Consider the following 26,378-nt stretch of genomic DNA (forward strand, 5'->3'; position numbering starts at 1 on the left):
GCAAGCTGGAGAGGTGTCGTCTGTGCGTACGAAATCAGGAGCCCGTGCCGGGTTGGCGGCCGCGCTCGGCGCGGCGCTCGTCCTCGGTGCGGCTGGCTGTGTGCCAGTCGTCGACGAGCCGGCGACACCGGCTAGCAACGCCGGGAACGCCACCAAGCAGCTCAACGAGCTGACCGTGGCCGCCGCCGGGTCGATGAAGGGCTACAGCCGGGCCCGCTTCCCGCACTGGCGCAAGACCGGCAAGAACTGCGACGTGCGGGACACCGTGCTGGAACAGGACGGGGGAAGCATCAAGCTCTCCGGGTGCAACGTGGTCGGCGGCCGCTGGGAGAGCCGGTACGACGGGCAGGTCCTGAACGACCCGGCCCAGGTGGACATCGATCACGTGGTGCCGCTGGCCAACGCCTGGCGCTCCGGTGCGAACGAGTGGGACGACTCGAAGCGAGGCGACTTCGCCAACGACCTGACCCGGCCGCAGCTGGTGGCGGTTTCCCAGCGCTCCAACCGGGCAAAGGGTGACCAGGACCCGTCCCAGTGGAAGCCGGCGAACCAGTCCTACTGGTGCCAGTACGCGACGGACTGGGTGACGGTCAAGCACTACTGGCGGCTGACGGTGACCAGTGCCGAGAAGGCCGCCCTCACCGACATGTTGGAGGGCTGCACAACATGAGCGAGGCTCAGCGAAGCGGAGCACCGGCCACCGACGGCGGGACCGCGGCCGGTCCCACCTCGGCCGGGATGGCGGTCGACGGCACCCCGGCCGCCGCCGCCGACGTCCCCGGGGCGGGCATGTCCGCCGACACCACCCCGCCCGGCGGCGCCCCGGCGGGTGCGGGCGCGCAACAGCGGGCCAGCGACATCACGGCCGGCCCGGGCGGGGTGATGACCGACGAGGTGGGCGTGGTGACCGGCGAGCTGACCCTGTGCACGGAGTACGCCGAGGGCCAGGTCACCCTGCGCGTGCAGTACAAGGACGCCGACGAGTGGTACGCGGTGACCGGCGGGCGGGTGCCGATGGCCGACCCGGCCGGGCTGGACGCGGTGCACGCCGTCGCGGTCGCCCTGCTCAACCGGCCCGAGGGCTGAGACGCGTCGAGGCCCCTTCCCGATTTTCGGGAAGGGGCCTCGTGCTGTGCTCACAGGGTCGGGATCAGCTCACCCGGGTCCCCCGGTGCCGCGCCCTCGTCCGGCCGGACCAGCTCCGGCTCCACCTCGTGCGGCCGGATCCGGCCCTCGGCGATCTCCTCGGCGTAGTGACAGGCCACCCGGTGTCCGCCGAGCACCTCGCGCAGCGCCGGCCGCTCAGTGGAGCACCGGGTCGGCTGGGCCCACGGGCAGCGGGTGTGGAACCGGCAGCCGGCCGGGGGGTTCGACGGCGAGGGCAGGTCGCCGGCGAGCAGGATCCGCTCGCGGCGGTCCTCCATCACCGGGTCCGGCACCGGCACCGCCGACATCAGCGCCTTCGTGTACGGGTGCATCGGCTCGCGGTAGAGGTCGTCGCTGGACGCCTCCTCCACCAGCCCGCCGAGGTACATCACCCCGACGGTGTCGGCGATGTGCCGGACCACCGCCAGGTCGTGGGCGATGATCAGGTACGTCAGGCCACGCTCGTTCTGCAGGTCCTCCAGCAGGTTGAGCACCTGCGCCTGGATCGACACGTCCAGCGCGGACACCGGCTCGTCGGCGACGATCAGGTCCGGGTCGAGCACCAGCGCCCGGGCGATGCCGATGCGCTGCCGCTGGCCGCCGGAGAACTCGTGCGGATACTTGCTCAGCGCCGAGGCGGGCAGGCCGACCGCGTTGAGGGCCTCCCGGAGCCGCTTGGCGGTGGCCGCCTTGTCGCCGGCCAGGCCGTGCGCCTTCAGCCCCTCGACCAGCAGCGACTCCACCGACTGCCGGGGATCGAGACTGGACAGCGGGTCCTGGAAGATCATCTGCATCCGGCGGCGGGTCCGACGCATCGACTCGCCCTTGAGCGAGCGGACGTCGGTGCCGTCGAAGACGATCTCGCCGTCGGTCGGCTCGACCAGCCGCAGCAGCCCCCGGCCGAGGGTGGACTTGCCACACCCCGACTCGCCCACCAGGCCGTACGTCTCACCCTTGTTGATCGACAGCGAGACGCCGTCGACGGCGTAGACGTAGCCGACCGTACGGTCGAAGAGCACGCCGCTCTTGATCGGGAAGTGGACCTTGACGTCGCGCAGTTCGACCAGTGGTCCGGTCCGCTCGGTCACGGCACCGCCACCTCCTCGGAAACAGGGTTGTTGCAGCGCAGGTCGCCGCCGGTCGCGGTGGGGTCGAGCGGGGGCGTGCCCTCCAGACAGGCATCCACCACCCGGTCGCAGCGGGGCGCGAACGCACACCCCTCGACCCACGGGATGTTGTCGGCGACCGAACCGCGGATGGCGTGCAGCCGCTCACCCCGGGGCGAGTCCAGCCGCGGCACGGAGTTGAGCAGCCCGTGCGTGTACGGGTGCCGCGGCCGGGCGAACAGCTCGTGCCGGGCCGCCCGCTCGACCACCTTGCCTCCGTAGAGCACGTTGACGGTGTCGCAGAGGCCGGCCACCACGCCCAGGTCGTGCGTGATCATGATCAGCGCGGTGCCGGTCTCGTCGACGAGCTGCTTGAGCAGGGTGAGGATCTGCGCCTGGATGGTCACGTCCAGCGCGGTGGTCGGCTCGTCGGCGATCAGCAGCCGCGGCTTGCAGGCAAGCGCGATGGCGATCAGGGCGCGCTGCCGCATGCCGCCGGAGATCTGGTGCGGATATTCCTTGAGCCGCCGGGCCGGGTCCGGGATGCCGACCGCGTCGAGCAGTTCCCGGGCCTCCTTCAGCGCCGCCTTGCGCTCCATGCCGCGGTGCCGTTCCAGGACCTCGGCCACCTGAACCCCGATCGGGACGACCGGGTTCAGCGAGGAGAGCGGGTCCTGGAAGATCATGCCGATGTCCCGGCCGCGCCGGTCCCGCATGTCGTCGGGGCGGAGCCGGAGCAGGTCGGCGCCGTCGAAGCGCACCTCGCCGGTGACCTTGTTTCCCCGTCGGGGCAACAAGCCCATGATCGCCAGGCTGGTCACGCTCTTGCCGCAACCGGACTCGCCGACCAGGCCCACGGTCTGCCCCGGCTCCACGCTGAAGCTGACCTTGTCGACCGCGGTGAACGGCCGCTCACCGCGGCGCTGGAACACCACGCTCAGATCGCGTACGTCGAGCAGGCTCATCGGGTCACTTCCTCACCGTGCTGGTCCTTCCGGCCGCCGCCGGCCGTGCTGGTCCACCGCATCGCCGTCACCGCCGGTTCTTCGGGTCGATCGCGTCGCGCATGCCCTCACCGAGCAGGGTGAAGCCGAGCGCGACCACGATGATCGCCAATGCCGGGTAGTAGGCCAGTTCGGGCCGTACCTCGAAGTAGCGGACGCCGTCGTTGCCGAGCATCAGGCCCCACTCCGCCCGGTTCCGGTCCTGGTCGCCGAGACCGAGGAAGGAGAGCGAGGCCGCCTCCAGGATCGCCGTGGAGAGGGTGAGCGTGGCCTGCACGATGACCGCGGTCATCGCGTTGGGCAGCATGTGGCGCAGCACGATGGAGTGTTGCTTCACACCGAGTGCCCGAGCGGCCAGCACGTGGTCGCTCTCCCGCTGCGCCAGCATCGCGCCACGCAGCAACCGGGCGAAGATCGGCACGTTGACGATGGCCACCGCGAAGATGACCGTCCACTGGCTCGGCTTGCTGACCATGGCGACCAGCGTGATCGCCAGCAGCAGGGCCGGCAGCGCCAGCATCACGTCGGTGAGCCGCATCAGGATGTTGTCGACCCAGCGACCGAAGGCGCCGGCGACCGCACCGACCAGCACGCCCAGGGCGAGCCCGATCAGCGTGGCCAGCACGCCGACGAAGAGGGTCTGCCGGCTGCCGTAGATCAGGCGGGAGAAGAAGTCCCGTCCGAACGGATCCGAGCCGAGGGGAAACTCGCTGCTGCCGCCGGGAATGTTCTCGACGGTGAGGTTCTTCGTGAGCTCCTCGAACGTCCGCCCTGGATCGTGCGGTGCGAGCAGCGGCGCGAAGGCCGCCACCAGGACGAAGAGCCCGACGATGGACGCGCCGACCATTGCGGTCGGGTTGCGCCGCAGCCGGCGGAACGCGTCCCGGAGGAGACTCACACCGCCCTTGTCGGCGCTGGCGCGGGCCAGTTCCTCCAGCCGCGCCTTCTTCCGCTCGCCGAGCCGACCGAGGCCGCGCTCGGTCGCGCCCCGCTCCTCGATGCCGGACTGGCCGGTGCCGGGGGCATCGGCGCCGTCACGGGGGGCGGCCACGCCGGGCCGGGTGATGGGATCACTCATGCTGCCACCTCGCTTCGCTCGGCGGCAGCATGAGGCTCCGCCACACTGCGGCCGATGATTCGCTCGCTACGCTCGCTCATCGCACACGCACCCTCGGGTCGATGAAGGCGTAGGAGAGGTCGACCAGGAGGTTGACCACCACGAAGACCAGCGCGGCCAGCAGAATCAGCGCCTGCAGCACCGGGTAGTCGCGGCCGCCGCTGATCGAGTTGTAGATCAGCGTGCCCAGGCCGCCCCAGTTGTAGACCTTCTCGGTGAGCACCGCGCCGGAGAGCAGCGCGCCGGTCTGCAGGCCGATGGTGGTGACCACGGGCAGCAGGCCGTTGCGCAGGATGTGCCGTCCCCGGATGGTCCGGTGCCGCAGGCCCTTCGCCTCGGCCGTGCGGACGTAGTCCTCGTTGAGCACGTCCAGCACGCTGGCCCGGGTGATCCGGACGATCACCGCGAGCGGGATGGTGGCCAGGGTGAGCGCCGGCAGGATCAGGTGCCACAGCGCGTCGGCGGTGGCGTCGAACTCCCGGGTGAGCAGGCCGTCGAGGACGAAGAAGCCGGTGACATGGGTGTTGTCCATGCCGGTGCTGAGCCGCCCGGAGGGCGGGAACCAGTGGATGTTCTGGGTGAAGACGTCCTTGAGCAGGTAGCCCAGGAAGAAGATCGGGATCGAGATGCCGAGCAGGGTGCCGGCGATGCTCAGATTGTCCAGCAGCCGGCCCTTGTGCCGGGCGGCGAGGTAGCCGAGCGGGACACCGATTCCGACCGCGATGATCATGGCGGCCAGGGCCAGCTCGATGGTGGCCGGAAAGGCGCGGCCGATCACCTCGATGACCGGGTCTCCGCTCCGGATCGAATTGCCGAAGTCGCCGGTCACGAGCCGCCGCATGAACCTGCCGTACTGCACCATGATCGGCTGGTCGTAGCCGAGCGCCTTGATCAGCAGCGCTCGGCGCTCCGGGGTGGCCCGCTCACCGAGCAACGCCTCGATCGGGCCACCAGGCAGGTTCCGCAGCCAGATGAAGACGAGCGCGGACAGCGCTATCAGGGTCACCACCAGCTGGAGCAGGCGGCGGACTATGACTCGCAGCATCTCTCACAACCAGATTCTCGATAACAGCGGGTCGGCCCGGGCCGGGGAAGCCCGGCCCGGGCCGATTCCGCGTACGGCGTCGGTGGAGCGTCAGCCGACGCTGACCGTGTTGAACCGCTCGTCGGTCAGCGGGCTGGCGACCAGGCCCTTGACGTCCTTGGCGACCACGATGGCCGGCGGGGCGTGCCAGATCGGCACGGCCGGCAGCCACTTGGCGGCGATGTCGCGGTTGACCTGCTCCCAGGCGGCCTTCTTGCCGGCCTCGTCGACCGTGCCGTCGGCCTTGGCGATGGCCTCGAACATGTCGGTCATCGCCGCGTCACCGAAGTCGGCCTTCGCGCGACCGAAGAAGCTGCCGACGAAGTTGCCCGGGTCGTTGTAGTCACCGGTCCAGCCGAGAAGGTGCACGTCGTGCTTGCCGAACTGCTGCACGTCGTCCTTGTAGCCACCGTTCCACGGGCGGGCCACACCATTGACCTTGATGCCGACGGCCTGCAGGTCGTTGGCCAGGACGGTGTAGATCTCCTGCGGGTTCGGCATGTACGGCCGGGAGACGTCGGTCGGGTAGTAGAAGTTGAGGGTCATACCCTCGGCCCCGGCCTCCTTGAGCAGCTGCTTGGCCTTCTCCGGGTCGTACTCGTACTTTTGCACGTCCGGGGCGTAGCCGAGCACGGTGTCCGGCATGAACTCGTCGGCGACCTTGGTGCCGCCCGGGCCCTTGGTCTGGACGAGCTGCTGACGGTTGAGGGCGTAGGCGATGGCCTGCCGCACCCGCAGGTCCTTCAGCTTCGGGTTGTTCTTCTGGTTGATGCCGAGGTAGAGGATGTTGAACGCCGGGCGGTTGATGACGTTGAAGCCCTCACCCTCCAGCGCCTTGCGGTCCGCCGGGGCCGGGAAGTCGATGCCCTGGACGGTGCCGGCCCGCAGCTCCTGCTTACGGGTGTTCTCGTCCTCGATGATCTTGATGATCAGCTTGTCGACCTTGGCCTTCGTACCCCAGTAGTCGGGGTTCCGGTTCAGGGTGATTTCCTTCTTCGCCTTGTCCCAGCCGCCGAAGGTGAACGGGCCGGTGCCGACCGGGTGCTCGTTGGCGAACGCGCTGTACTCGAAGGAGTCGCCGTTCTGCTTGACCGTGTCGGCGTCGTACTTCTTCAGCGCCTCCGGGCTGGCGATCGACAGCGCGGTCAGTGCGAAGGCCCCGGGGAAGGCGCCCTTGTACTGGTTCATCGTGATGACGGCGGTGTTCTCGTCCGGCGCGTCACACTTGTTGTAGACCGCCTTGCCGGCGTCCGGGCTCTCGTTGTTCGCGAAGCCGCCGAAGACGTCCATGTAGTAGAGCATCTGCGACTGGGCGGCAGCGCCCTTCATGTTGTACCAGCGGTCGAAGTTGAAGCAGACCGCGGCGGCGTTGAAGGCGGCGCCGTCGTGGAACTTGACACCCTTGCGGAGGTGGAAGGTCCAGACCTTGCCCTCGGCGTCGTGCTCCCAGCTCTCGGCCAGGGCGCCCTCCAGGTCGGCCGTGCCCGGCTTGTTCTGGATGAGGGTGTCGAACATCTGCCGGGCCGGACGGAACGACTCACCATCGTCGTTGAAGATCGGGTCGAAGTTCTTCGGGTCACCCGCACCGGCGAAGACGAAGGTGCCGCCAGTCTTGGCCCCACCGCCATCACCGTCGCGCTCACTCTTGGCACAGCCGGACGCCCCGACCGCCAGTGCGGCTGCGGCCGCGAGGGCCACGGCCGCTTTAAGCCTGCTCGCCTGCATCTCTCACCTCTGTCATGCGCATGACCACGCCGAGTTGTGGCTCAGTCCGTGAGCGGGAGGCTATGACACGACACACAGCGAGCGGAACGCCCGTTAGGCAATCGCTATCAACCCGACACCAAGCCGCGGGTCTGACAGAGACTGATCTCCTGACAAACAGGACTGTCACAGCGGCGGGCAGCGGGCGGGAACGGACGGATCACCGCAATCCGATCCACCCGGCACGGGGGAGGCGTCGCCGGACGATGGTCGACCCGCCTCCGCCTCCCCGTGCCCGTTACGGGCGCTCAGACCGCCCGGCGACCCTCGAACGCCCGGCCGAGGGTGATCTCGTCGGCGTACTCGAGGTCACCGCCGACCGGCAGGCCACTGGCCAGCCGGGTCACCGCGATCCCCATCGGCTTGACCATCAGGGCCAGGTACGTCGCCGTCGCCTCGCCCTCGGTGTTCGGATCGGTGGCGAGGATCAGCTCGCGGACCGCACCCCCGCCCAGCCGGGTCATCAGCTCGCGGATGCGCAGGTTGTCCGGGCCGATCCCCTCCAGCGGGTTGATCGCGCCGCCGAGCACGTGGTAGCGACCGCGGAACTCACCGGTCCGCTCGATCGCCACCACGTCCTTCGGCTCCTCGACCACGCAGAGCACCTCGTCGGTGCGCCGCGGGTCGCGGCAGATCCGGCACTGCTCCGACTCGGCCACGTTGAAGCAGGTGGTGCAGAACCGCACCAGCTCCTTGACCTTGCGCAACGCACCGGCCAACCGGTTCACGTCGGCCGGATCCGCCGACAGGACGTGGAAGGCGATCCGCTGGGCGCTCTTCGGGCCCACGCCCGGCAACCGGCCCAGCTCGTCGATCAGGTCCTGGATGGCACCCTCGTACATCTGCCGGCTCAGAACCCGGGCAGGCCGAGGCCGCCCATCCCGCCCGCGACCGGACCCATCTTCGTCTCGGTCAGCTCCCGGGCCGCCTCGGCGGCGTTGTGCACGGCCGCGACGACCAGGTCCTCCAGGGTCTCCACGTCCTCCGGATCGACCGCCTTGGGGTCGATCTTGATCGCCTTCAGCTCACCGGTACCGGCGACGGTGGCGGTGACCAGGCCACCGCCCGCGGTGCCGGTCAGCTCCGCCTCGGCCAGCTCGGCCTGGGCCTTGGCGATCTGCTGCTGCATCTTCTGCGCCTGCTTCAGCATCTGCTGCATGTTCGGCTGTCCACCTGGGCGCACGGATGGCTCCTTCTCGCACTCGTCTGATCGGCCGCGCCCAGCCTAGTCGGGCGGCGGCACGGCTCCCCGGCGGTCGACGCACGGTCAGCGCGCGTCGACCTCGTCGATCTTCTCCGCCCCGAACGCCTCCCGGAGCAGCTGTACCGCCTGTTCCTCGCTGGACTGCCGGGCGGTCCGCTCGTCGATCACGTCGTCCAGCGGCTCGTCGCCCGGGTCGAAGCCCTCGTAGGCGGGCGCCGCCGCGGCCGTGTTCGTCGGGCGTCCACCGACCGGCCCGTCGTAGTCCGGGTCGTAGGGCGGCTCGCCGGCCCAGTCGGCGTCCGCGGTCTGCCGAGTCGGCTGCGCCCCGCGCGGACCCCGGCCCGGGCCACCACCCGCCGCCGCGGCCGCCGCAGCCGCCCGGGCCGCCGCGATCGCGCTGCTCACCCCACCGGTCGCGCCCGCCGCGGCCGGCGGCGCCGCGGCCGGCGCTCCGACCGGCTTCGGTACGGAGGCGGGCGGTGCGGTGGGCGCAGCGGGCGGTGCCGCGGCCGTGGTCACGACGGGCGGTGCAGCCGTGGTCACGGCGGGCGGTGCAGCCGTGGTCGCGGCTGCCGACCCACCCGGGCGCGCGGCCTCCGGCCAGTCGTCCGCGCCCTCGACGCCGGCCGTCAGGTCGACGCCGGCGCGTGCCGCTTCCGGCCGGTCCTCGGCCCCGGCACCACCGGGTCGGGCCGGCTCCGGCCAGTCCTCCTCGTCGTCGCTACCGGCCGGGTCGGCTCCCCGCCCGGCCGGACCGGCCGGTCGCCGCGCCGGGCCACCGGACGGATCGGACGAACGGGCGGCACCGCGCCCGGGCCCGCCGGACGGGCCGCTGGCGTGATTCCCGGGCGTGGCGCCGGACAGGCCGGGACCGTTCGACGGGGTGGGTGTCGGCCGGGCCGGTGCGGACGGCCGGGCCGGGCCGCCGAGCGACGCGCTGCCCCGCTCGCCGGCCACCTCGCAGCGGATCTGCCAGCGGCCGCCCAGCTCCTCGTAGAGCGCGTCGGTGAGCACCGCAGCGTGGTCGGCCATCATCTTGGCCAGCACGGTCGACTTCACGGTCAGCACCAGCGTGTCGCCGTCCAGTTCGCGGACCACCGCGTCGCGCATCAGCGCCGCGATCCGCTTGTTGGTCCGATTGACCTTGCCGACCACCTCGGGCCAGACCCGGCGTACGGCGACGGCGTCCAACGCGCCGGACGGGGCGGAGCCGGGACGCGGCGGTTCCGGGGTGGCCGGGTCGGGCAGCACCGCCGAGGACGGCGCCGGACGCCGGGCGGGGACGGACCCGGGGCCGCCGGCCGGAGCCGGGTCGGCCGGGGCCGGGGCCGGGTCGGCCGGGGCCGGGGCCGGGGCGGGCGGCGCCTGGCGTACCTCGGGGGCGGGGGCGACCGGCACGGGGGCGGCGGCGGACGGCAGCTCCGCGCCACCCAGGGTGAGCCGGCGTTCCATCCGTTCCAGGCGCTGGAGCAGGCCGCCGGCCGAGTCGTCCACGCCGGGCAGCAGCATGCGGGCACAGATCAGCTCGAGCAGCAGTCGGGGAGCGGTGGTGCCGCGCATCTCCACCAGGCCGTTGTGCACGATGTCGGCGCAGCGGGACAGCGTGGCCGGGCCGAGCCGCTGGGCCTGGGCGGCCATCCGCTCGATCTGGTCGTCCGGGCCGTCGATGAGACCCTTGACAGCGGCATCCGGCACCTGCTGCATGACGATCAGGTCGCGGAGCCGTTCCAGCAGGTCCGAGGCGAACCGACGGGGGTCGTGCCCGGCCTCCGCGACCCGGTCGACGGTGGCGTACGCGGCCGCGCCGTCCCCGGCGGCGAGCGCGTCGCACATCTCGTCGATCAGCGCGGAGTCGGTGACGCCGAGCAGCGCGGCGGCCCGGGCGTAGCCGACCCCCTCCGGGCCGGCGCCCGCGATGAGCTGGTCGAGCACGGAGAGGCTGTCCCGGGCGCTGCCGCCGCCGGCACGCACCACCAGCGGGAAGACCGCCGGATCGACCGTGACCCCCTCCGCCGCGCAGAGCTGCTCCAGGTAGGGCCGGAGCACCTTCGGCGGCATCAGCCGGAAGGGGTAGTGGTGGGTCCGCGACTTGATCGTGCCGAGGACCTTCTCCGGCTCAGTGGTGGCGAAGATGAACTTGACGTATTCCGGGGGCTCCTCGACCAGCTTGAGCAGGGCGTTGAAGCCGGCCGACGAGACCATGTGCGCCTCGTCGATGACATAGATCTTGAAGCGGCTGCGGGCCGGTGCGAAGAATGCCTTCTCGCGCAACTCGCGGGCGTCGTCGACGCCGCCGTGGCTGGCCGCGTCGATCTCGATGACGTCGATCGAGCCGGCGCCGTCGGTGGCCAGCGAGCGACAGGACTCACACTGCCCGCAGGGCTCGGGGGTGGGACCCTGCTCGCAGTTGAGCGAGCGGGCCAGGATCCGGGCGCTGGAGGTCTTGCCGCAGCCGCGGGGGCCGGAGAAGAGGTACGCGTGGTTCAGCCGCCCGCTACGCAGCGCCTGCGACAGCGGCTCCGTGACGTGCTCCTGCCCGATGACCTCGGCGAACGTACGGGGCCGGTACTTGCGGTAAAGGGCCAGTGCCACCCGTCCCGCCTCCTCTCGACCGAGCCATTCTGCGCCGGTCGGGCACGGGTGACCACCCACCACCCCGTGACCTGACCCGCAGGGACGTTACCGGCACCCAGAGACAGAAAGGCCTCCCGTGCACCCGGCAGAGCTCGCTTATCCTTGCTGCCTTCCGGCCCTGGGGAGGTTCACGAGGTACCGCCGCACGGGAGGTGCCACCAAGCCTACCCGACCCCGCGTCGATCTTCAGGGGGTGGTGGGGTGGCCCGCCCGGCGGAGACCTGTATCCTGGCTCGCGGAGGATTCGCCTAGAGGCCTAGGGCGCACGCTTGGAAAGCGTGTTGGGTTCACACCCTCACGAGTTCGAATCTCGTATCCTCCGCTCGCTTGAGCAGGAAAACGACAGGGCCGGCCCCACGGGGACCGGCCCTGAGTCGTCTCTACGGTCGCTTTCGTCTCAGTTGTCGAGACAGCGTCGATCCGGCTGGCCCGGTTCCGCCGGCAGCGGTGACGGAGCCAGTGCGATAGGCACTCCCGTGGACTGACCACGACTCGACGGGGAGATTGTTGCCGCGTGCGGGTGGTGGCCAGGGATGAGTCCGGCGACTGGAAGAGCAGTGGCGGCCCGGGGCAGGAAGCCCCGGGCCGCCGCCGTGCGGGCGAGCCTTACTTGAACAGGAAGTTCGCCGAGTGGGTGGTGCCGTCGATCAACGTCAGTTCCAGGCGCCCACAGGTGTTCGCCAGGGACTTGTCCGTCTTCCAGACGTACTGGTACTGCTTGCTGGCCGGGTCGTAGGTCAGGGTGCTAGCGCCCGCGGTGACCGTCTCCACGGTCACCTCCTGCGCGGCCGAGGTGTCACACGTCGTCGCGCGCAGCTTGGGGAAGCCGGCCGCGAGAATGCCGAGACCCTGGTCGCCGCCGAGGCCGAACTTGACCGGGACGGCGCTGCCGGCCTTCACGACGTTGACCTTGTCGGCGCTGACCGGCGACCCGAAGGTCTGCCAGTCGTAGACCACCTGGTAGGTGACGCTGACCGGGGCGGCCTTGTTGCCGGCACGGTCCCGAGCACCGGAGCAGGTGGCGGTGAAGTAGCCGATCGGGCCGCCGGTGACGGACAGAGCAGCCTGCGCGGCGACGCCGCTGTCGCTGTCGGTGGTCGAGCAGCCCGGGGCCACCGACTGGCCAAGGGTGATCTGCTGACCCTGGCTGACCCCGGTGACCTTGACGGTCGGCGCGGTCACGTCCTCGTCCTCGGTGACCGCCTTGTAGGCGTTGACCAAGCCGTGACCGAAGAAGCCGTTGACCTTCGGGTTGTTCGGGTCAACCTTGCACCGGCCCTGGGTGTAGTCGGTGCCGGAGGTGGGGCAGGCCAGCGGAATGGCCTGCTTGCGCAGCAGCTCCGCGATGTAGTCGGGAGTGGCCCCGGGGTGCTTGGACACCAGCAGCGCGGCGACGCCGGCCACGTGCGGCGAGGCCATCGAGGTGCCGGACAGCGTCCGGTAGCTGGCCACCCCGGTCGACGGCGAGGTGGAGTAGATGCTCGATCCGGGAGCGGCCACGTCCACGGCCCCGAGCCCGAAGCTGGAGAACGACGAGCGCGCCGGCTGAGTGGTCAGACCCGCGTACCACGGCCCGACCGCGTTCGCGGGGGCGGTGGGCTGGGTGGTCGACGACACCGACACCACGTTGGGCAGCTCCGACGGCAGGTCGAGGCAGCTCGGGTCGAGGGTACGCCGGACCGGGTTGGTGTCGTCCGGGCTGGTCGTGTCGACCGTCTTGTTGGCGAGGTCCTGGTTCTCGTTGCCCGCCGCGGCGACGTTGAGGATGCCGTGCTCGGTGGTGTAGTCCACCGCGCGCCGGACCGCCTCGACAATCGGCGCCTGGTCGGCCTGGCTCTCACACCAGTACAGCCACGGGTCGACGTAATAGCTGTTGTTCGTGACCTGGATGTTGTGCTCGGCCGCCCAGATGAAGCCGCAGATCGCGTACTCCGGGTAGATGAAGCCGTCCGGGTTGACGACCTTGATGGCGGCCAGCTTCACGCCGGGCGCGACGCCGACGAGGCCGACGCCGTTCTTCGCCGCGGCGATGGTCCCGGCGACGTGCGTACCGTGGTAGTCGGCGCTGAGGCTGGTGGGCCGCCACGCACCCGGCGTGGTGTCCGGAGCGCCGGTGCCGACGCAGTTCACCGACTTCGACTGGTCCACCACCGGGGCGAGATCCTGGTGGTTGGCGTCGATGCCGTCGTCCAAGACGCCGACAGTGACCGTCGAACTGCCCAGGTTGACCTCGTGGGCCGCACGGGCGCCGATGAGGATCATGTCGCTCTGCCGGGTCGCGTTCTCCAAGGCGTCCGGCGTGTAGGCGTCGACTGCCTCGGTGTCCTCGGCCATTGCGGGCAGAGCGGCGGTCCGAGTGGCACCCGCGGAGAGGACGGCGCCGCCGTGCGCGACCGTCTTCACCTTCTGGGCGAACGTGGGGTCGGTGGAGCGAGCGATGACCACGCCGATCTGCGCGTACGAGATCATCACCTGGCCGCCGGCCTCGGTGACCGCGGCGGCGGCGTCAGTCGTCTGCGCCTTGCCGACGGCGTTGACGACGTAGCTGAGGTTGGGACCTTCGGCCGCCGCCGCCGCGCTCGGCGCGAGGACCGCACCGAACGCCGCGGCGAGGCTGGTCGCTGTTGTAACGATGAGGGAACGTCTGCCCAACCTGGAATGCATCCCGGGCCTTTCGAAGGAGGGTGAGGGGGTCACCCGATCTTGAGTGGAGCGATCATAGGAAGACTTTTCCTCAGAGCGCACTTGGCCGGACGGATGACTATGCCCAGGTAAACGCCTGTGAGCCTTGGCAAGTCAGGTGAGCTACCGCTTCGATATGCCGTGATTTGACGCCCTTCCTGGGCCGCCGCGCCATTAGGCACTACCGGCCGGAACGCGGTGGTCAACGGAAGAAGCCCGGGCGCCGTCCTGCCTTCGTCTCACTTGTCGTCTCGTTCGTGAGCGGCGACCGTAGACGAACGGTCGGCCGAGCGCCGACTACTGGCGATCGGCGACTACTGGCGGTCGGCGGCTGAGGTGTCGCGGGAGGCGTGCAGTGCGCCGAGCGCGAGCAGGGTCGGCCCGGCGAGGGCCATCGCGACCTGTACCGCAGCGGACACGTCTGTCCATCCGCCCACCGACCCGGCGACGCCGACCGAGAGGAAGGCATCGCGACTGGCATCAGTTAACGACCACCAGGACGACCAGGCGGAGATGATGCCGGCGAAGTCGGCGGCGGCCGTCCCGGCGATCAGCAACGCCCCGAGCGGCACCAGCACGAACCGGTCGGAGCGCCGGCCCGCCGCGGCCAGCATCCCGGCTGCGGCCAGAGTCGCCAGCAGCGCAGACCAGCCGACGCCGAACGCGCCGAGCAGCGGGGCATCGTTCACCCGATCCCCGACGTCCACAGCGACCACGACCAGCAGCAGCACGGCGACGACCCGGGCCAGCAGGGTGCGCCTCGGCCGGTGTTGTACGGGCAGGGCGAGCACCGCGACCGCGAGACAGAGCACCCCGAGCAGCAGCCCCACCGCGGCGATCCGGTCCTGCTCGATCGTCTGACGTAGGTGGTCGAGGCGGGCTGGCAGGTGCAGATCCACTGGGGCGCCACCGTCCAGCGGCGCGTAGAAGGGAATGAGCCAGCCGGCATCGGCCGGCGGCTCGGGAAGCCACCACAGTTTCAGGGCCATCACCGCCGCGAACAGCCCGATGCCTGCGGCCAGCGCCCGCCGCACACCCGGCGCCGGGCCGGCCAGCAGCACGTACCCGAGGAACGCGACGGCGGCGACCAGGCTGGACTGCAGGGCTGCCCGCGTCTCGGAGAACAGCGTCGCCAGCACAGCGAACGCGCCCGTCGCGGCGGACACCAGCAGCAGCACACGCGGAAGGCGCACGGGGAGCGATCGTGCCACAGAACGCCCAACCCCGGTACGGTCCGGGTGGGCGCGACGGTGACGGCCTTCGGGATGACCGACTCCCCACCGCCCGCTCAGGACTGACGAGCCGTCGTACACATGTTCCATCCACAGCCTGTGGACGCCGAGAGGATCGGATGAGTTACCAGCTCAGCGCGGTCGTCGCCGACGTCGAGCTGCTCCGCGAGCAGACCGTCGACCTGGACCACGCGGTCCTCGCCGCGCTCCGCCAGGACTTCGCGCTGCTGCCGGTCACCCCGCAGCTCGTCGAGGAGCTGACCGGCGGGCTGCCCGACTTCGCCACCGGCGAACCGTCCGCGGCGGACCCCTTCCGACTGATCCTCTCGCCGGCCCTGGCCGACGACGGCTCCAGGTCGCGGCGCGGCGACAGACGCGCCGAACTGGCGTTGTCGGACGACGGCTCCAGGTCGCGGCGCGGCGACAGACCGGCCTTCATTCGGTCCGGAGCGCCGCCTGGCGGCGCGGAGGCCGAATTATGGCCGCCAGCCGAACTGGAGTTGTCGGAGCTGCTGGCCCGCTGGTCACGGCAGGGGCCGGTGGCGTACCTGGAGGCGGAGTTCGCCGGCGGGCTGGGCCACCAGTCGGCGGTGGTCTGGCTGGGCGGCGAGGTGAGCTGGGGGCCGCGCTTCGACGGCGCGCTGGACGGGCCGCGCGCCGAGTGGCCGATCAATGCGGCGCTCGTCCAGCTGGGCGCCGAGCCCGGCCCCTGGATCGACCCCTTCGCCGAGCTGGGCCTGCACCTGGAACGAGACACGGCCGGCTGGCTGGCGCACGGCCGGCGCGGTCTCTCCGCCGACTACTGGGACGACCTGGCCGAAGAGTGGGAACTGCGGCAATCCGCCCGGCACCAGCAACCTCATCGCCCCGGTCCCGTTGGGGACTGGGGGAGTGCATGAAGCTTCGACAATTCGGATTCATCGCCGCGCTGATGGCGGCCGCCTGGATCGCCGGCAGCGGCGCCCGACCGCCGGGGCCGGACACGTCGGCCCGACCGGTCGGGGCCGCCGAGGTGGTCAGCCTCGACGGGCTGCGCAACGCCGAGTTCGGCGTCACCGAGGCGGAGCTGACCCGGCGCGGGGTGCTGCGTACCGACGTGGACGCCTGCGGCCCGACGCTCACCGGGCACGAGACGGTCAGTCCGATCTTCGTCGACGACCGCCTCGTCCTGCTCTGGCTCGGCGACCCGATGAGCACGCCCGAGGGGATCACCGTCGGCACGCCGGTCGACGAGGTACGCGCCGCCCACCCGTCGGCGGACGAGTTGCTCGCACCCGAGGGGACGTACCGGTTCGACGGGCTGCTCGCCCGCGACGGCGACCGGGCGTACCTCTTCCTGCATGACGGCGTCACCGTCCAGAAGATCATCGCCGGGTACGCGGACTGGGCCCGCCGCCTCTTCGACGAGGGCTACGGCCCCTGCTGACCGGACGCGGGGTCCAGCCGGCGGCGGGCGTCCGCCAGGCCCTTCTCGTTGTCGGCGTCGCTCGCGATCCCGGTCAGGTCGCCGGTGGCCAGGCGGCGGGCGAAATAGTCCGCCTGCACCGCCCAGCGGAACCGCAGCATGGCCGGCAACCCACGGTCCACCTCCGCCCGGGTGACGGTCCGGCACGCCAGATACGACTCGACCAGGCAGTCGGCCCGTTGTGGGCCTCCGACGTACATCACCGCGGAGGCGAGGTCGTAGAGCAGCGGACCGCTGATCGCCACGCTCCAGTCGATCAGGCCGCAGGTCCCGGACGGACCGTCCAGCCGGAAGGCCTCCGGCGCGGGATCGGTGTGCAGCAGGCCCCAGGTGAGCGTGCCAGGATCAAGAGCGTCGTACGCCGCCACGGCGGCCCCGACCGCCGGCCGGACCCAGGGCCGGAGCGCCAGGTGCGCCGCTGCGCCGTCCACCCAGTGGAACCGGTCGGCGTCGGCGACCCGCACGTCCCGCAACGCCTCGTGCACCCGGCCGAGGGTCGAACCGATCAATCGCTGCTCAGTCCGAGTGCGGCCGGACAGTTCCTCGCCGACCACCCACCGCAGCAACGCGAGCGGGACCCCGTCGAGGTCGGCGACGACGCGCCCTTGCCTGGTCGGCACGGGAGCGCCCGCCGGGACTCCGGCCGCTTGGACGTGACCGGCGACGGTGAGGCCACCCAGGAAGGAACGGCGCGAGCCCGGCACGACGGCCTTGGCGACCCATCGCTCGCCGCCTGCGGTGACGAACCACGTCGCCGAGTTCATGCCGCCGTGGTGCGCCTCCACCGTCGCGTCGGTGACGCCCCAGGCGTCGGCCAGCCCCGCACGTAACCGCTCATCGTCGATCACGCGGTGAAGTCAAGCAGCGGCGCCCGAGACTGGCGAGCGACTTTTTGGCGGGCCCGCGGCCTCGATAGAACTGTCTCCGAAAGCGGAACGCCCGGCCGATCCGTCAGGATCGACCGGGCGCCTCGCATTCACGAGCGGTGGCGGCGGGATTTGAACCCGCGGAGGGCGTAAACCCTCACACGCTTTCGAGGCGTGCTCCTTAGGCCACTCGGACACACCACCGCCGAGTAGGGTACAGGACCATCGGTCTGGATACCGAACCGGTGTCCCCCGGCCCGGCCTGGCAGGATCTCTGTCATGAGTACGCACATCGGCGCTGAGCCGGGAGAGATCGCCGAGCGGGTCCTGATGCCGGGTGACCCGCTGCGGGCCAAGTGGATCGCGGAGACCTACCTCGAGGACGCCCGGTGTTACACGACGGTCCGCGGCATGTTGGGCTTCACCGGCCGCTGGAACGGCGTCGAGGTCTCCGTCCAGGGCTCCGGCATGGGCATGCCCTCCGCCTCCATCTACGCCCACGAGCTGATCAACGAGTACGGCGTCAAGACGCTGATCCGGGTCGGCTCCTGCGGCGCCCTCAGTGAGGACCTCCAACTGCGGGACGTGATCGCCGCGATCGGGTCGTCCACCGACTCGAACATGAACCGGATGCGCTTCGACGGGCTGATCGACTACGCCCCGGTCGCCGACTTCGGGCTGCTGCGCACCTCGGTCGAGGTGGCCGAGCGGCGCGGCATCACCATGCACGTCGGCCCGATCCTGGCGGCGGACGCCTTCTACACCGACCGGCCGGACCTCTACGACACCCTGGCCGACTACGGCGTGCTGGCGGTGGAGATGGAGTCGGCGGCGCTCTACACGATCGCCGCCCGGTTCAAGGCCCGCGCGCTGACCATCCTGACCGTCAGCGACCACATCAAGACCGGCGAGAAGACCACCTCCGCGGAGCGCGAGCAGACCTTCAGCCAGATGGTCGAGGTCGCCCTCGACACCGTCATCGCCTGACCCGTTCGAATCCTCAACCGCCCCGCCACGGTCAAGTGGCGGGGCGGCCGCGTTCCGGGTCACAAAAATAAATACGACCGGTCGTGCTTTTTTCGGCTAGGCTGCCTGCATGACCTCCGACGGCCGCGTCGCCCGTGGCGAACGCACCCGGACCGCAGTCCTGGACGCGGCCGTGGTCCTGGCCACCGAGGCCGGCCTGCACGGGCTGTCCCTCGCACAACTCGCCGACACGCTCGGCGTGAGCAAATCCGGCCTGTTCGCGCACTGGCGGTCCAAGGAGGCCCTCCAGCTGGCCACCGTCGACCGGGCCGTGGCGCAGTGGCAGGAGCGGATCATCCAGCCGGCCCTGCGCGCCCCCCGGGGCGTACGACGACTCCGGGCCGTGCACGAGGCCCGGATCGATTTCTACGCCGCGCGGGTGCTCCCCGGCGGCTGCTTCTTCGCCAACGCCGAGTTCGAGTACAACGCCCGTCCCGGACCGGTCCGGGACCGGCTCGCCGAGGCGTTCCACGACTGGACCACCTTCCTCGAACGCCTCGTCCGGGAGGCGGTCGACCTCGGCGAACTCCCCGCCGGCGTCGACGTCCCGCAGTTGGCGTACGAGATCGACGCGTTCGGGATCAGCGCCGTGATGCGGTCCCGGCTGATGGACCCCGAGACCACCTACCGGCACGCCCGCCAGGGCCTGCTGAGCCGCCTACGGGCGCTGTGCCCCGATCCGACCCTGCTATCGGAAGGTTTCTCATGAGCCACGCCACCGTCGGCGGCCCTGTCGTCGAGTTCGGTCACGTCGAGCACGTCACGGTGCACTTCGACGATCTCGACGCCATGGGCATCCTGCACAACGCCCGGTACGCGGTGCTGCTGGAGCGGGCCCTGACGCCGTACTGGACCGATCGCGGCATCTCCTTCCAGGGCGGGCAGCACAGCTCCCCCGACGTGTTCCACGCGGTACGCGAGTTCACCATCAGCTACCGGACCCCGATCACCGGGACCGGGCCGGTGGCCGTGCACTTCTGGCTCGAACACTTCGGCACCAGCAGCGCGCGGTACGCCTTCGAGTTCCGCTCGATGGACGGCCACACCCGGTACGCCGACGGAACCCGGTCGATCGTCCGACTGGACCCGGCAACCCTGCGTCCCACCGCGTGGACCGACACGGCCCGAGCGGTCGCCGCCACCCTGCTGCGCCCCGCCGCCGTGCCCGCCTGACCCAGCGGGTCAGCGGAAGAAGGCACGCAGAAGCGCCCCGCTCTCCGTCTCCAGCACCCCGCCGTAGACCTCGGGGCGGTGGGTGACGCGGCGGTCACGCAGCACGTCCCAGAGCGAGCCGACCGCACCGGTCTTGGGCTCCCAGGCACCGAACACCACCGCCGAGATCCGGGCCAGCGCGATCGCGCCCGCGCACATCGTGCACGGCTCCAGCGTCACCACCAGGGTGCAGCCCGCCAGCCGCCAGGTGCCCAGCCGCTCGGCGGCCCGGCGCAGCGCCAGCACCTCGGCGTGGGCGGTCGGGTCCCCGGTCAGCTCCCGCTCGTTGCGCCCGATCGCCAGTTCGGCGCCGTCCGGGCCGTAGACGATCGCGCCGACCGGGACGTCGTCGACGGCGGCCTCGCCGTCCTCCGCCGGGCGGCTGTCCGGTCCGGTCACCGCGACCTCCAGGGCCCGCCGCATCCACAGCTCGTGCCGCCGCCGGCGGCCTGTGCCACCCGGATTGGCCAGCCCCTCGTCCGCGCCGGGGCCGACCCGGCCCACCGCGCCCGGGGTGGGTTGTCCGGGGCGTACGGTCTCCAGCGCCGGATCGGTGACGTCGGCCGGCTCCCCGCCGCCGGACGGCACCGATGCGGGCGGCTCAGATCCCACGCAGCTCCTCGACCTCGTCCGCGCAGCCGAGCACCTGGCAGATCTCGGCGGTGACGTCGGCCGGCATCATCCCCTCGTGGCCGCAGAGGGACAGCAGCTTCTGCGCCGAGATGCCCAGATCGGCGAGCATGTCCGCGTCGCCCACCGGGTCGGCCTCCGGGTCCACCGCCGGCTGCTCGTTCTCGTCGTCGCCGCCGGTGGCCGCCCGCGGCTCGTCGGTGTCCTCCAGCCCGGTGACCGATGTCTTCAGGTCACCGACCAGCAGGGCACCGAGCCGGGACTCCTCGGCGTACGCGGAGTCGGAGCCGAAGACCCGCAGGTCCTCCCCGTCGTCCAAGCGCAGGATCACCAGGTACGTATCGTCGGCCTCGACGAAGAGCAGGGACAGGTCGGCGTCCGGCTCGACGTCGCGGAGCCGGTCGGCGACCTCGTCGATGTCGGTGGCACCCCGTAGGTTCACCTCGTCGGCGGTCCAGCTGCCCTCGACGCGCGCCACGGCAGCAGCGAAGTACGACACGGTCCCCCCAAATTGGCCTCGGCAGCACGCCGACTCGTCACGCGTGCACGTTAACCGGTCGGGTCGGCAGGCGACCGGTCAACGCCCCGAAGGGCCGGCCGTTCCTGGAGAAAGTCGGTCAGCCGGCGATGCGCCGGCGGGTGGCGATGAGCTGACGCAGGCGCTCGGTACGGGCCCGCTGCGGCCGCTCGCGCTGACGTACGGTGCGAGCACCGGCCAACTCGGCGAGGAGTTGCAGACGGCGACGGCTCCGCTCGGGGTCGAGCCGCGGCGGGGTGGTCCAGGCCATACACGCGAGCGTGAACCGTCACCGCGCGTACGTCAAGACGGCCTTCGCTGCGCAGTGGAGCAGCCACGCATGGTCACCAGAGCGGCCAGTCTCCGGCCTGCGCCCAGCGAACCGCGACGATGGCCGCGGCGAGGCTCCACCCACCGGCGGTGACGATCGCGATCCCGGTGGCCACCCCCCGGTCGCCGTACCGGACCAGCACTCCGGCGGCCAGCCAGGCCAGCCCGCCGGCGAGCACCGTCCACCATGCGTAGCTGGGCACATCGTCTCCGAGCAGGCCGAACAGGAGCAGCCAGGCAAAGGCGGTCACGGCGCCGGCCGCGACGCCGCCGCCGGTGACCGGGTACGGCTCGCGCCAGGTCGGCCGCATCGGAGCCCCGGCGGGGAAGAGCCCCGAGGGGGTACGCGGCACCGGGCGGGCCGGGCCCGGGCCGGGCCCACCGGGTACGGCGTGCCACCCGTTCATAGCCCCTGCTCCCTTCACCGACGGTGGACGTACCGGCGTCACGCAGAGCTACCGTCCCGGGTCCCGGACGGACGCGGAACGGGCACGGCGTTCGTCCCTACGGTAGTGGTCTGCCAGGATGACCGGATGCGCTCGCGATCGATCGGACGCCGGCCGCGGTCGGCGTACCCGATCCTGCTGCTGCTCGTGCCGGTCCTGGCGGCATGCGCCACCGACCGGCCGACGGCCACGGCGGGCCACGTGACGGAGAGTCCGAGCGCCGCGGCCACCGCCGGGCAGGGCACCCCCGGGCCCGGCGCGGCGCCGGCATCCGCGTCCCCTGCGGCGTCGCCGACATCCGCGTCCCCCGCGGCGTCGCCGACCCGAGCGCCGCTGCGGCACGTCTTCCCGGTCGACGCGAAAAACGTCGCCTACCACCCGACGCACTCGGCGTACCCGGGGACGGACATCTTCGCCGACTGCGGCGAGCCGTTCGTCGCGGTCACCGACGGTCAGGTCCTCGAGGTGAGCCGGGTGGACCGGTTCACCAAGCGCGGCCCGCTCGGGCCCTACAACGGGGGCCTGTCGGTCTCCCTGCTCGGCGACGACGGGGTTCGGTACTACGGGTCGCATCTGAGCGCCGTCGCCGACGGCATCGACCCGGGCGTACGCGTCCGCGCCGGCCAACTGCTCGGCAAGGTCGGGCACACCGGCAACGCCAACAACGTGTGCCACCTGCACTTCGGCCTCTCCCCCGAGTGCCAGGGCCACGACGACTGGTGGATCCGCCGGGGCGTTATCTGGCCGGCCCCGTACCTGAACTCGTGGCGGAAGCGGGGCAACCGCGGGCCGGCCGCCGAGGTGACCGCGTGGCAGCGCCGCCATGGCTGCCCGAAGGCCCCGGCCACGACCAGCGGCGCCGGCTGACCGCCGTCCACTCCCGACACTTCGCGCGACAGTCGGCGACCGGCGACACGGACGCGTAGGTTGCAGAGCATGAGTGCCCGGGATCCCATCGCCGACCTGCGTCGGATCGCGTTCCTGCTGGAGAGGGCGAATGAGGCCACCTATCGGGTCCGGGCGTTCCGGTCGGCGGCCAACGCGCTCGCCGCGCTGCCTGCCGGGGAGGTGGCCGAGCGCGCGCACAACGGCAAGCTGACCGAGCTGGCCGGGGTCGGCGACGTCACCGCCCGCTGCGTGGCCGAGTCGCTGGCCGGCGAGGAGCCCGTCTACCTGCGCCGCCTGGTCGCCACCGAGGGCACCGACCTGGACGCGGCGGCCGCGGCGCTGCGGGACGCGCTGCGCGGTGACTGCCACACCCACTCCGACTGGTCGGACGGTGGATCACCGATCGAGGAGATGGCCCTGGCGGCGGTCGAACTGGGGCACGAGTATCTGGTGCTGACCGACCACTCACCCCGGTTGAAGGTGGCCCGGGGGCTGACCGCGGAGCGGCTGCGCAAGCAGCTCGACCACGTGGCCGCGGTGAACGACGCCCTCCCCAAGGGCTTCCGCATCCTCACCGGCATCGAGGTGGACATCCTCGCGGACGGGTCGCTGGACCAGGACGAGGAACTCCTCGCCCGGCTCGACGTGGTGGTCGGCTCGGTGCACAGCGGCCTGAACGACGACCGGGCAAAGATGACCCGGCGGATGCTGGCCGCGATCGCCAACCCGCACCTGGACATCCTCGGCCACTGCACCGGCCGGATGGTGTCGTCCCGCCCGGCGGGGGTGATGGGACCGGGCGACCGGGGGCACCGCGCACGTACCCGCGCGGAGAGCGACTTCGACGCGGACGCGGTCTTCGCGGCCTGCGCGGACCACGGCGTGGCCGTCGAGATCAACTCCCGTCCGGAGCGGCAGGATCCGCCGAAGCGGCTGATCCGCCGCGCCCTGGAGGCCGGCTGCCGGTTCGCCATCAACACCGACGCGCACGCGCCTGGCCAGCTGGACTGGCAGCGCTTCGGCTGCGAACGCGCGGCGCTCTGCGGCGTCCCGGCGAACCGGGTGGTCAACACCTGGAAGGCGGATCGCCTGGTCAAGTGGGCGGGCACCCGCCGCTGACCCGCCCGGACACCGCACCCTCGCCGGTCTGCTGACGACACCAGGGGCCGGCGTGGCGGCCGGCTCAGCGGCCGAGGGCCGGCTCAGCGGGTGGTGGCGCGGCGGCCGGCACGTCGGGAGCGGCGACAGCTCGGCGCGCCCGGCGCCGGCCCAGGACCCCCTGCGCCACCGCCACGCCGAGCAGCACGATCAGCGCGCCCACCGGCTGGTGCCAGTTCATCCGCTCGCCGAGCACCACGGCGCCGACCAGCACCGCGAAGACCGGGATCAGGTACGTGACGGTGGACGCCGTGCTCGCCCCGGCCACCCGGATGTTGCGCAGGTTGATCACGAAAGCCAGCCCGGTGCCGAGCGCGCCGAGTGCCAGCACGCTGGCAACCACCCGCGCGGACAGGCCGGTGGGCACCGGCGGCGCCCCAGCCATCAGCGGCGCGACCACCGCGAGCTGCGCCGTCGCGACCAGCAGCTGCGCCGCCGACAGCGACAGGCCGGAATATGCACTGCCCGCGATGAACTTCTTCTGGTACGGGATCGCCACGCCGTAGCAGGCTGCCGCTCCCAGGCACATGAGCTGGCCGATGAAGTGCGACCCGCCCACGCCCTCCCAGACGCCGAGGACCACCAGCACACCGGCGAAGCCCAGCCCGAGCCCGACCGCCCGCCGCACGGTCAGCCGCTCGGTGCGGAAGACCAGCACCGCCAGCGGCAGCACGATCAGTGGCGTGGTGGCGTTCCAGATGCCGGCGAGCATCGACTCCACCCGCTGCTCGCCGAAGCCGAACAGGGTGAACGGCAGGGTTACGCCGAAGGCGGCGACCACCAGCAGGTGCGCCCAGATCCGGGGTTCCCGCGGCAGGCGGTCACGCAGCACGGCCAGCACCACCAGCAGGGTCGCCGCGCCGGTGGCCACCCGGTAGAGGGTGAGGTGCCACGGGTGCAGCTCCGTCACCCCGACCTTGATGAAGAGGAAGCTGGAACCCCAGATCACCCCGAGCGCGAGAAAACCGGGCAGCCAGCTCCGCAGCGCCGCCCGGTCAGGAGTCAAGTCCGCCGTCACCCCTGACACTCTGCCGCAGGGGTACGACGAAGTCCCGCGAAAATCGGACGCCGTGTCGACCGTCACGGCAACCGCCGTTCCGACCGACTTCGATCCGGCACAGCTGCCGCCCTGAACACGGCAAACACGGTCGACAACGAGGCGCCGGGGTCACGTAGGGTCGCAGCGTGGGACGAATCGATGACCTCGCCAACCGGTACGTGGCCGACTGGGCCCCGCTGAGCCCGACCGGCGCCACCTATGTCGGCATCGCCGGCTACGACGACCAGCTCGACGACCTCTCTCCGGAGGGATACGCGGCCCGCGCCGACCTGGTCCGACGCACCCTCGTCGACCTCGACGTGACCGAGCCCGACTCGGAGGCCGAGCGGACCGCCAAGGAGGCGATGCAGGAGCGCCTCGGCCTGGATCTCGCCCGGTACGAAGCGGGCGAGACCGCCAGCGAGGTCAACGTGATCGCCAGCGGGCTGCACGAGATCCGCATGATCTTCGACCTCATGCCGACCGAGGGCGACGACGCCAAGGCCAACATCGCCACCCGGCTCAACCGCTTCCCCGCCGCCCTGGAGGGCTACAAGCGGACGCTGCGCGAGTCGGCCGCGGCCGGGAAGATCAGCTCACAGGTGCAGCTGGTCGAGGTCGCCAAGCAGTGCGACATCTGGACCGACCCGAACGGCGACAACTTCTTCCACGGCCTGGCCGAGCGGCTCGGTGCCGACGGCGCGCTCGGGGCCGAGCTGCGCAAGGGCGCCGCCGCCGCGACCGCGGCCACCGCCGGGTTCGGGCAGTTCCTCCGCACCGAGCTTGCCCCCCATGGCCGGCAGAAGCAGGCCGCCGGCCGGGAGCGGTACGAGCTGGCCTCGCAGTACTTCCTCGGCGCCAAGGTCGACCTCGACGAGACGTACGCCTGGGGGTTCGCGGAGCTGGCCCGCCTCGAGGCCGAAATGCGAGTGGTGGCCGGGCGCATCGTGGGTCCCGGTGCCAGTGTCGACGACGCTGTCAGGGCGCTGGACGCCGACCCGGCCCGGACGATCCAGGGCAAGGAGGCGTTCCGGGACTGGATGCAGGCGCTCGCCGACAAGGCGATCAGCGAGCTGCACGGCACCCACTTCGACATCCCGGAGCAGGTCCGCCGGATCGAGTGCTGCCTCGCCCCGACCAGTGACGGCGCGATCTACTACACCGGCCCGAGCGAGGACTTCTCGCGGCCGGGCCGGATGTGGTGGGCGGTGCCGCAGGGCATCACCGACTTCTCCACCTGGCGGGAGGTGACCACGGTCTACCACGAGGGCGTGCCGGGCCACCACCTCCAGGTCGCCCAGACCGCGGTCCGGGCCGACCTGCTCAACCGTTGGCAGCGGCTGCTCTGCTGGGTCTCCGGGCACGGTGAGGGTTGGGCGCTCTACTCCGAGCGGCTGATGGACGACCTGGGCTACCTCGAGGACCCGGGGGACAAGCTCGGCATGCTCGACGGGCAGGCGTTCCGCGCGGCCCGGGTGATCGTCGACATCGGCATGCACCTGGAGCTGGAGATCCCGAAGGACAACCCGTTCGGCTTCCACCCGGGCGAGCGGTGGACGCCGGAGCTGGGCTGGGAGTTCATGCGGGCGCACTGCCGCGTGCCGGACGAGAACCTGCGCTTCGAGCTGAACCGCTACCTGGGCTGGCCGGGGCAGGCCCCCTCGTACAAGGTGGGCGAGCGGATCTGGCTCGAGGCCCGGGACGAGGCGAAGGCCCGCAAGGGCGCCGACTTCGACCTCAAGGAGTTCCACCGCCAGGCGCTCGACCTGGGCTCGCTGGGGCTCGACCCGCTGCGCCGGGCGCTGGCCCGGCTCTGAGACGACCAACG

25 protein-coding genes, 2 tRNA genes, 1 other RNA gene and 1 pseudogene are annotated in these 26,378 nt (G+C 71.5%); 11 read left to right on the forward strand and 18 right to left on the reverse strand.

The window, feature by feature from the left end; genetic code table 11:
• The first annotated feature begins 22 nt into the window (after window positions 1-22).
• Window positions 23-670, forward strand: coding sequence for an HNH endonuclease family protein (locus tag ACNAVT_RS18685; RefSeq protein ID WP_416297901.1), 648 nt, complete (start codon window positions 23-25; stop codon window positions 668-670).
• The gene (locus tag ACNAVT_RS18690) at window positions 667-1,086 is read left to right on the forward strand and encodes a hypothetical protein (RefSeq protein WP_416297903.1); all 420 of its coding nucleotides are present in this window, start codon (window positions 667-669) and stop codon (window positions 1,084-1,086) included. The genes ACNAVT_RS18685 and ACNAVT_RS18690 overlap by 4 nt, the downstream gene beginning before the upstream one ends.
• Before the next feature lie 50 nt (window positions 1,087-1,136).
• On the opposite strand, the gene ACNAVT_RS18695 is transcribed toward ACNAVT_RS18690, so the two are convergent.
• The 9 genes from ACNAVT_RS18695 to ffs form a co-directional block, all read right to left on the reverse strand.
• Entirely contained in the window at window positions 1,137-2,234 is a 1,098-nt protein-coding gene (locus tag ACNAVT_RS18695) for an ABC transporter ATP-binding protein (RefSeq protein WP_416297905.1), read from the reverse strand.
• Window positions 2,231-3,217, reverse strand: coding sequence for an ABC transporter ATP-binding protein (locus ACNAVT_RS18700; RefSeq protein ID WP_416297907.1), 987 nt, complete (start codon window positions 3,215-3,217; stop codon window positions 2,231-2,233). Before ACNAVT_RS18700 ends, ACNAVT_RS18695 begins: the two co-directional genes overlap by 4 nt.
• A gap of 67 nt (window positions 3,218-3,284) precedes the next feature.
• Window positions 3,285-4,334, reverse strand: a complete 1,050-nt coding sequence (locus ACNAVT_RS18705; RefSeq protein WP_416297909.1) for an ABC transporter permease — start codon at window positions 4,332-4,334, stop codon at window positions 3,285-3,287.
• A gap of 76 nt (window positions 4,335-4,410) precedes the next feature.
• Complete coding sequence (locus tag ACNAVT_RS18710; RefSeq protein WP_416297911.1) at window positions 4,411-5,418, reverse strand: ABC transporter permease; 1,008 nt, start codon at window positions 5,416-5,418, stop codon at window positions 4,411-4,413.
• Window positions 5,419-5,508: 90 nt separating this feature from the next.
• Complete coding sequence (locus tag ACNAVT_RS18715; protein ID WP_416297913.1) at window positions 5,509-7,182, reverse strand: ABC transporter substrate-binding protein; 1,674 nt, start codon at window positions 7,180-7,182, stop codon at window positions 5,509-5,511.
• 287 nt (window positions 7,183-7,469) lie between these two features.
• Complete coding sequence (gene recR, locus ACNAVT_RS18720; RefSeq protein ID WP_148793057.1) at window positions 7,470-8,063, reverse strand: recombination mediator RecR; 594 nt, start codon at window positions 8,061-8,063, stop codon at window positions 7,470-7,472.
• Between the two features lie 8 nt (window positions 8,064-8,071).
• Window positions 8,072-8,380, reverse strand: a complete 309-nt coding sequence (locus ACNAVT_RS18725; RefSeq protein ID WP_416297961.1) for a YbaB/EbfC family nucleoid-associated protein — start codon at window positions 8,378-8,380, stop codon at window positions 8,072-8,074.
• A gap of 108 nt (window positions 8,381-8,488) precedes the next feature.
• Window positions 8,489-11,017, reverse strand: coding sequence for a DNA polymerase III subunit gamma and tau (locus ACNAVT_RS18730; RefSeq protein WP_416297915.1), 2,529 nt, complete (start codon window positions 11,015-11,017; stop codon window positions 8,489-8,491).
• Between the two features lie 107 nt (window positions 11,018-11,124).
• An RNA gene (gene ffs, locus ACNAVT_RS18735) (signal recognition particle sRNA small type) lies at window positions 11,125-11,214 on the reverse strand.
• A gap of 82 nt (window positions 11,215-11,296) precedes the next feature.
• Between ffs and ACNAVT_RS18740 the strand changes: the two genes are divergently transcribed.
• A tRNA-Ser gene (locus tag ACNAVT_RS18740) sits at window positions 11,297-11,381 on the forward strand.
• Window positions 11,382-11,665: 284 nt separating this feature from the next.
• Here ACNAVT_RS18740 and ACNAVT_RS18745 read toward each other — a convergent pair.
• Window positions 11,666-13,711, reverse strand: coding sequence for a S8 family serine peptidase (locus tag ACNAVT_RS18745; RefSeq protein WP_416297917.1), 2,046 nt, complete (start codon window positions 13,709-13,711; stop codon window positions 11,666-11,668).
• Window positions 13,712-14,055: 344 nt separating this feature from the next.
• The gene (locus ACNAVT_RS18750) at window positions 14,056-14,934 is read right to left on the reverse strand and encodes a hypothetical protein (RefSeq protein ID WP_416297919.1); all 879 of its coding nucleotides are present in this window, start codon (window positions 14,932-14,934) and stop codon (window positions 14,056-14,058) included.
• 158 nt (window positions 14,935-15,092) lie between these two features.
• Here ACNAVT_RS18750 and ACNAVT_RS18755 point away from each other — a divergent pair, with 158 nt between their 5' ends.
• Both ACNAVT_RS18755 and ACNAVT_RS18760 read left to right on the forward strand, forming a co-directional pair.
• On the forward strand, window positions 15,093-15,872 hold the full coding sequence (locus ACNAVT_RS18755; RefSeq protein ID WP_416297921.1) for a hypothetical protein: 780 nt from the start codon (window positions 15,093-15,095) through the stop codon (window positions 15,870-15,872).
• A 32-nt stretch (window positions 15,873-15,904) separates the two neighbouring features.
• On the forward strand, window positions 15,905-16,399 hold the full coding sequence (locus ACNAVT_RS18760; protein WP_416297963.1) for a hypothetical protein: 495 nt from the start codon (window positions 15,905-15,907) through the stop codon (window positions 16,397-16,399).
• Here ACNAVT_RS18760 and ACNAVT_RS18765 read toward each other — a convergent pair.
• Together ACNAVT_RS18765 and ACNAVT_RS18770 are read right to left on the reverse strand one after the other, a co-directional pair.
• Window positions 16,384-17,286 carry a phosphotransferase enzyme family protein gene (locus ACNAVT_RS18765; RefSeq protein WP_416297923.1) on the reverse strand — a complete coding sequence of 301 codons (903 nt, stop codon included), beginning with the start codon at window positions 17,284-17,286 and terminating at the stop codon, window positions 16,384-16,386. The two genes, ACNAVT_RS18760 and ACNAVT_RS18765, sit on opposite strands and share 16 nt — an antisense overlap.
• Window positions 17,287-17,421: 135 nt before the next feature.
• A tRNA-Ser gene (locus ACNAVT_RS18770) sits at window positions 17,422-17,508 on the reverse strand.
• 75 nt (window positions 17,509-17,583) lie between these two features.
• Between ACNAVT_RS18770 and deoD the strand changes: the two genes are divergently transcribed.
• The 3 genes from deoD (at window position 17,584) to ACNAVT_RS18785 (ending at window position 19,503) form a co-directional block, all read left to right on the forward strand.
• Window positions 17,584-18,291 carry a purine-nucleoside phosphorylase gene (deoD, locus tag ACNAVT_RS18775; RefSeq protein WP_393178498.1) on the forward strand — a complete coding sequence of 236 codons (708 nt, stop codon included), beginning with the start codon at window positions 17,584-17,586 and terminating at the stop codon, window positions 18,289-18,291.
• A gap of 109 nt (window positions 18,292-18,400) precedes the next feature.
• Window positions 18,401-19,039 (forward strand): TetR/AcrR family transcriptional regulator, encoded by a 639-nt coding sequence (locus ACNAVT_RS18780; protein WP_416297926.1) that lies wholly within the window; start codon window positions 18,401-18,403, stop codon window positions 19,037-19,039.
• Window positions 19,036-19,503, forward strand: coding sequence for an acyl-CoA thioesterase (locus ACNAVT_RS18785; protein ID WP_416297928.1), 468 nt, complete (start codon window positions 19,036-19,038; stop codon window positions 19,501-19,503). Before ACNAVT_RS18780 ends, ACNAVT_RS18785 begins: the two co-directional genes overlap by 4 nt.
• 9 nt (window positions 19,504-19,512) lie before the next feature.
• Here ACNAVT_RS18785 and ACNAVT_RS18790 read toward each other — a convergent pair whose 3' ends face one another.
• The 4 genes from ACNAVT_RS18790 to ACNAVT_RS18805 all read right to left on the reverse strand — a co-directional run bounded on the left by ACNAVT_RS18790 (window position 19,513) and on the right by ACNAVT_RS18805 (window position 21,426).
• The gene (locus ACNAVT_RS18790; protein WP_416297930.1) at window positions 19,513-20,154 is read right to left on the reverse strand and encodes a nucleoside deaminase; all 642 of its coding nucleotides are present in this window, start codon (window positions 20,152-20,154) and stop codon (window positions 19,513-19,515) included.
• Window positions 20,144-20,671, reverse strand: a complete 528-nt coding sequence (locus ACNAVT_RS18795; RefSeq protein ID WP_416297932.1) for a tRNA adenosine deaminase-associated protein — start codon at window positions 20,669-20,671, stop codon at window positions 20,144-20,146. The genes ACNAVT_RS18790 and ACNAVT_RS18795 overlap by 11 nt, the downstream gene beginning before the upstream one ends.
• 118 nt (window positions 20,672-20,789) lie before the next feature.
• Window positions 20,790-20,960: a hypothetical protein gene (locus ACNAVT_RS18800; protein ID WP_416297934.1), complete on the reverse strand. Its 171-nt coding sequence runs from the start codon at window positions 20,958-20,960 to the stop codon at window positions 20,790-20,792.
• 73 nt (window positions 20,961-21,033) lie between these two features.
• On the reverse strand, window positions 21,034-21,426 hold the full coding sequence (locus ACNAVT_RS18805; protein ID WP_416297936.1) for a hypothetical protein: 393 nt from the start codon (window positions 21,424-21,426) through the stop codon (window positions 21,034-21,036).
• A gap of 126 nt (window positions 21,427-21,552) precedes the next feature.
• Between ACNAVT_RS18805 and ACNAVT_RS18810 the strand changes: the two genes are divergently transcribed.
• Together ACNAVT_RS18810 and ACNAVT_RS18815 are read left to right on the forward strand one after the other, a co-directional pair.
• Entirely contained in the window at window positions 21,553-22,332 is a 780-nt protein-coding gene (locus ACNAVT_RS18810; RefSeq protein WP_416297938.1) for a M23 family metallopeptidase, read from the forward strand.
• 69 nt (window positions 22,333-22,401) lie between these two features.
• Window positions 22,402-23,472: a PHP domain-containing protein gene (locus tag ACNAVT_RS18815; protein WP_416297940.1), complete on the forward strand. Its 1,071-nt coding sequence runs from the start codon at window positions 22,402-22,404 to the stop codon at window positions 23,470-23,472.
• Here the strand turns inward: ACNAVT_RS18815 and ACNAVT_RS18820 are convergent.
• Window positions 23,355-24,529 (reverse strand): annotated as a pseudogene (locus tag ACNAVT_RS18820) (DMT family transporter); the annotation flags it as partial. The gene ACNAVT_RS18815 and the pseudogene ACNAVT_RS18820 sit on opposite strands and share 118 nt — an antisense overlap.
• A gap of 167 nt (window positions 24,530-24,696) precedes the next feature.
• Between ACNAVT_RS18820 and ACNAVT_RS18825 the strand changes: the two are divergent.
• A complete protein-coding gene (locus tag ACNAVT_RS18825) occupies window positions 24,697-26,367 on the forward strand; it encodes a DUF885 domain-containing protein (RefSeq protein ID WP_416297942.1) in 1,671 nt (556 codons plus the stop codon).
• Window positions 26,368-26,378: the final 11 nt, after the last annotated feature.

The sequence above is a fragment of the Micromonospora sp. SL4-19 genome, from assembly GCF_047921475.1.
GTDB lineage: Bacteria > Actinomycetota > Actinomycetes > Mycobacteriales > Micromonosporaceae > Micromonospora.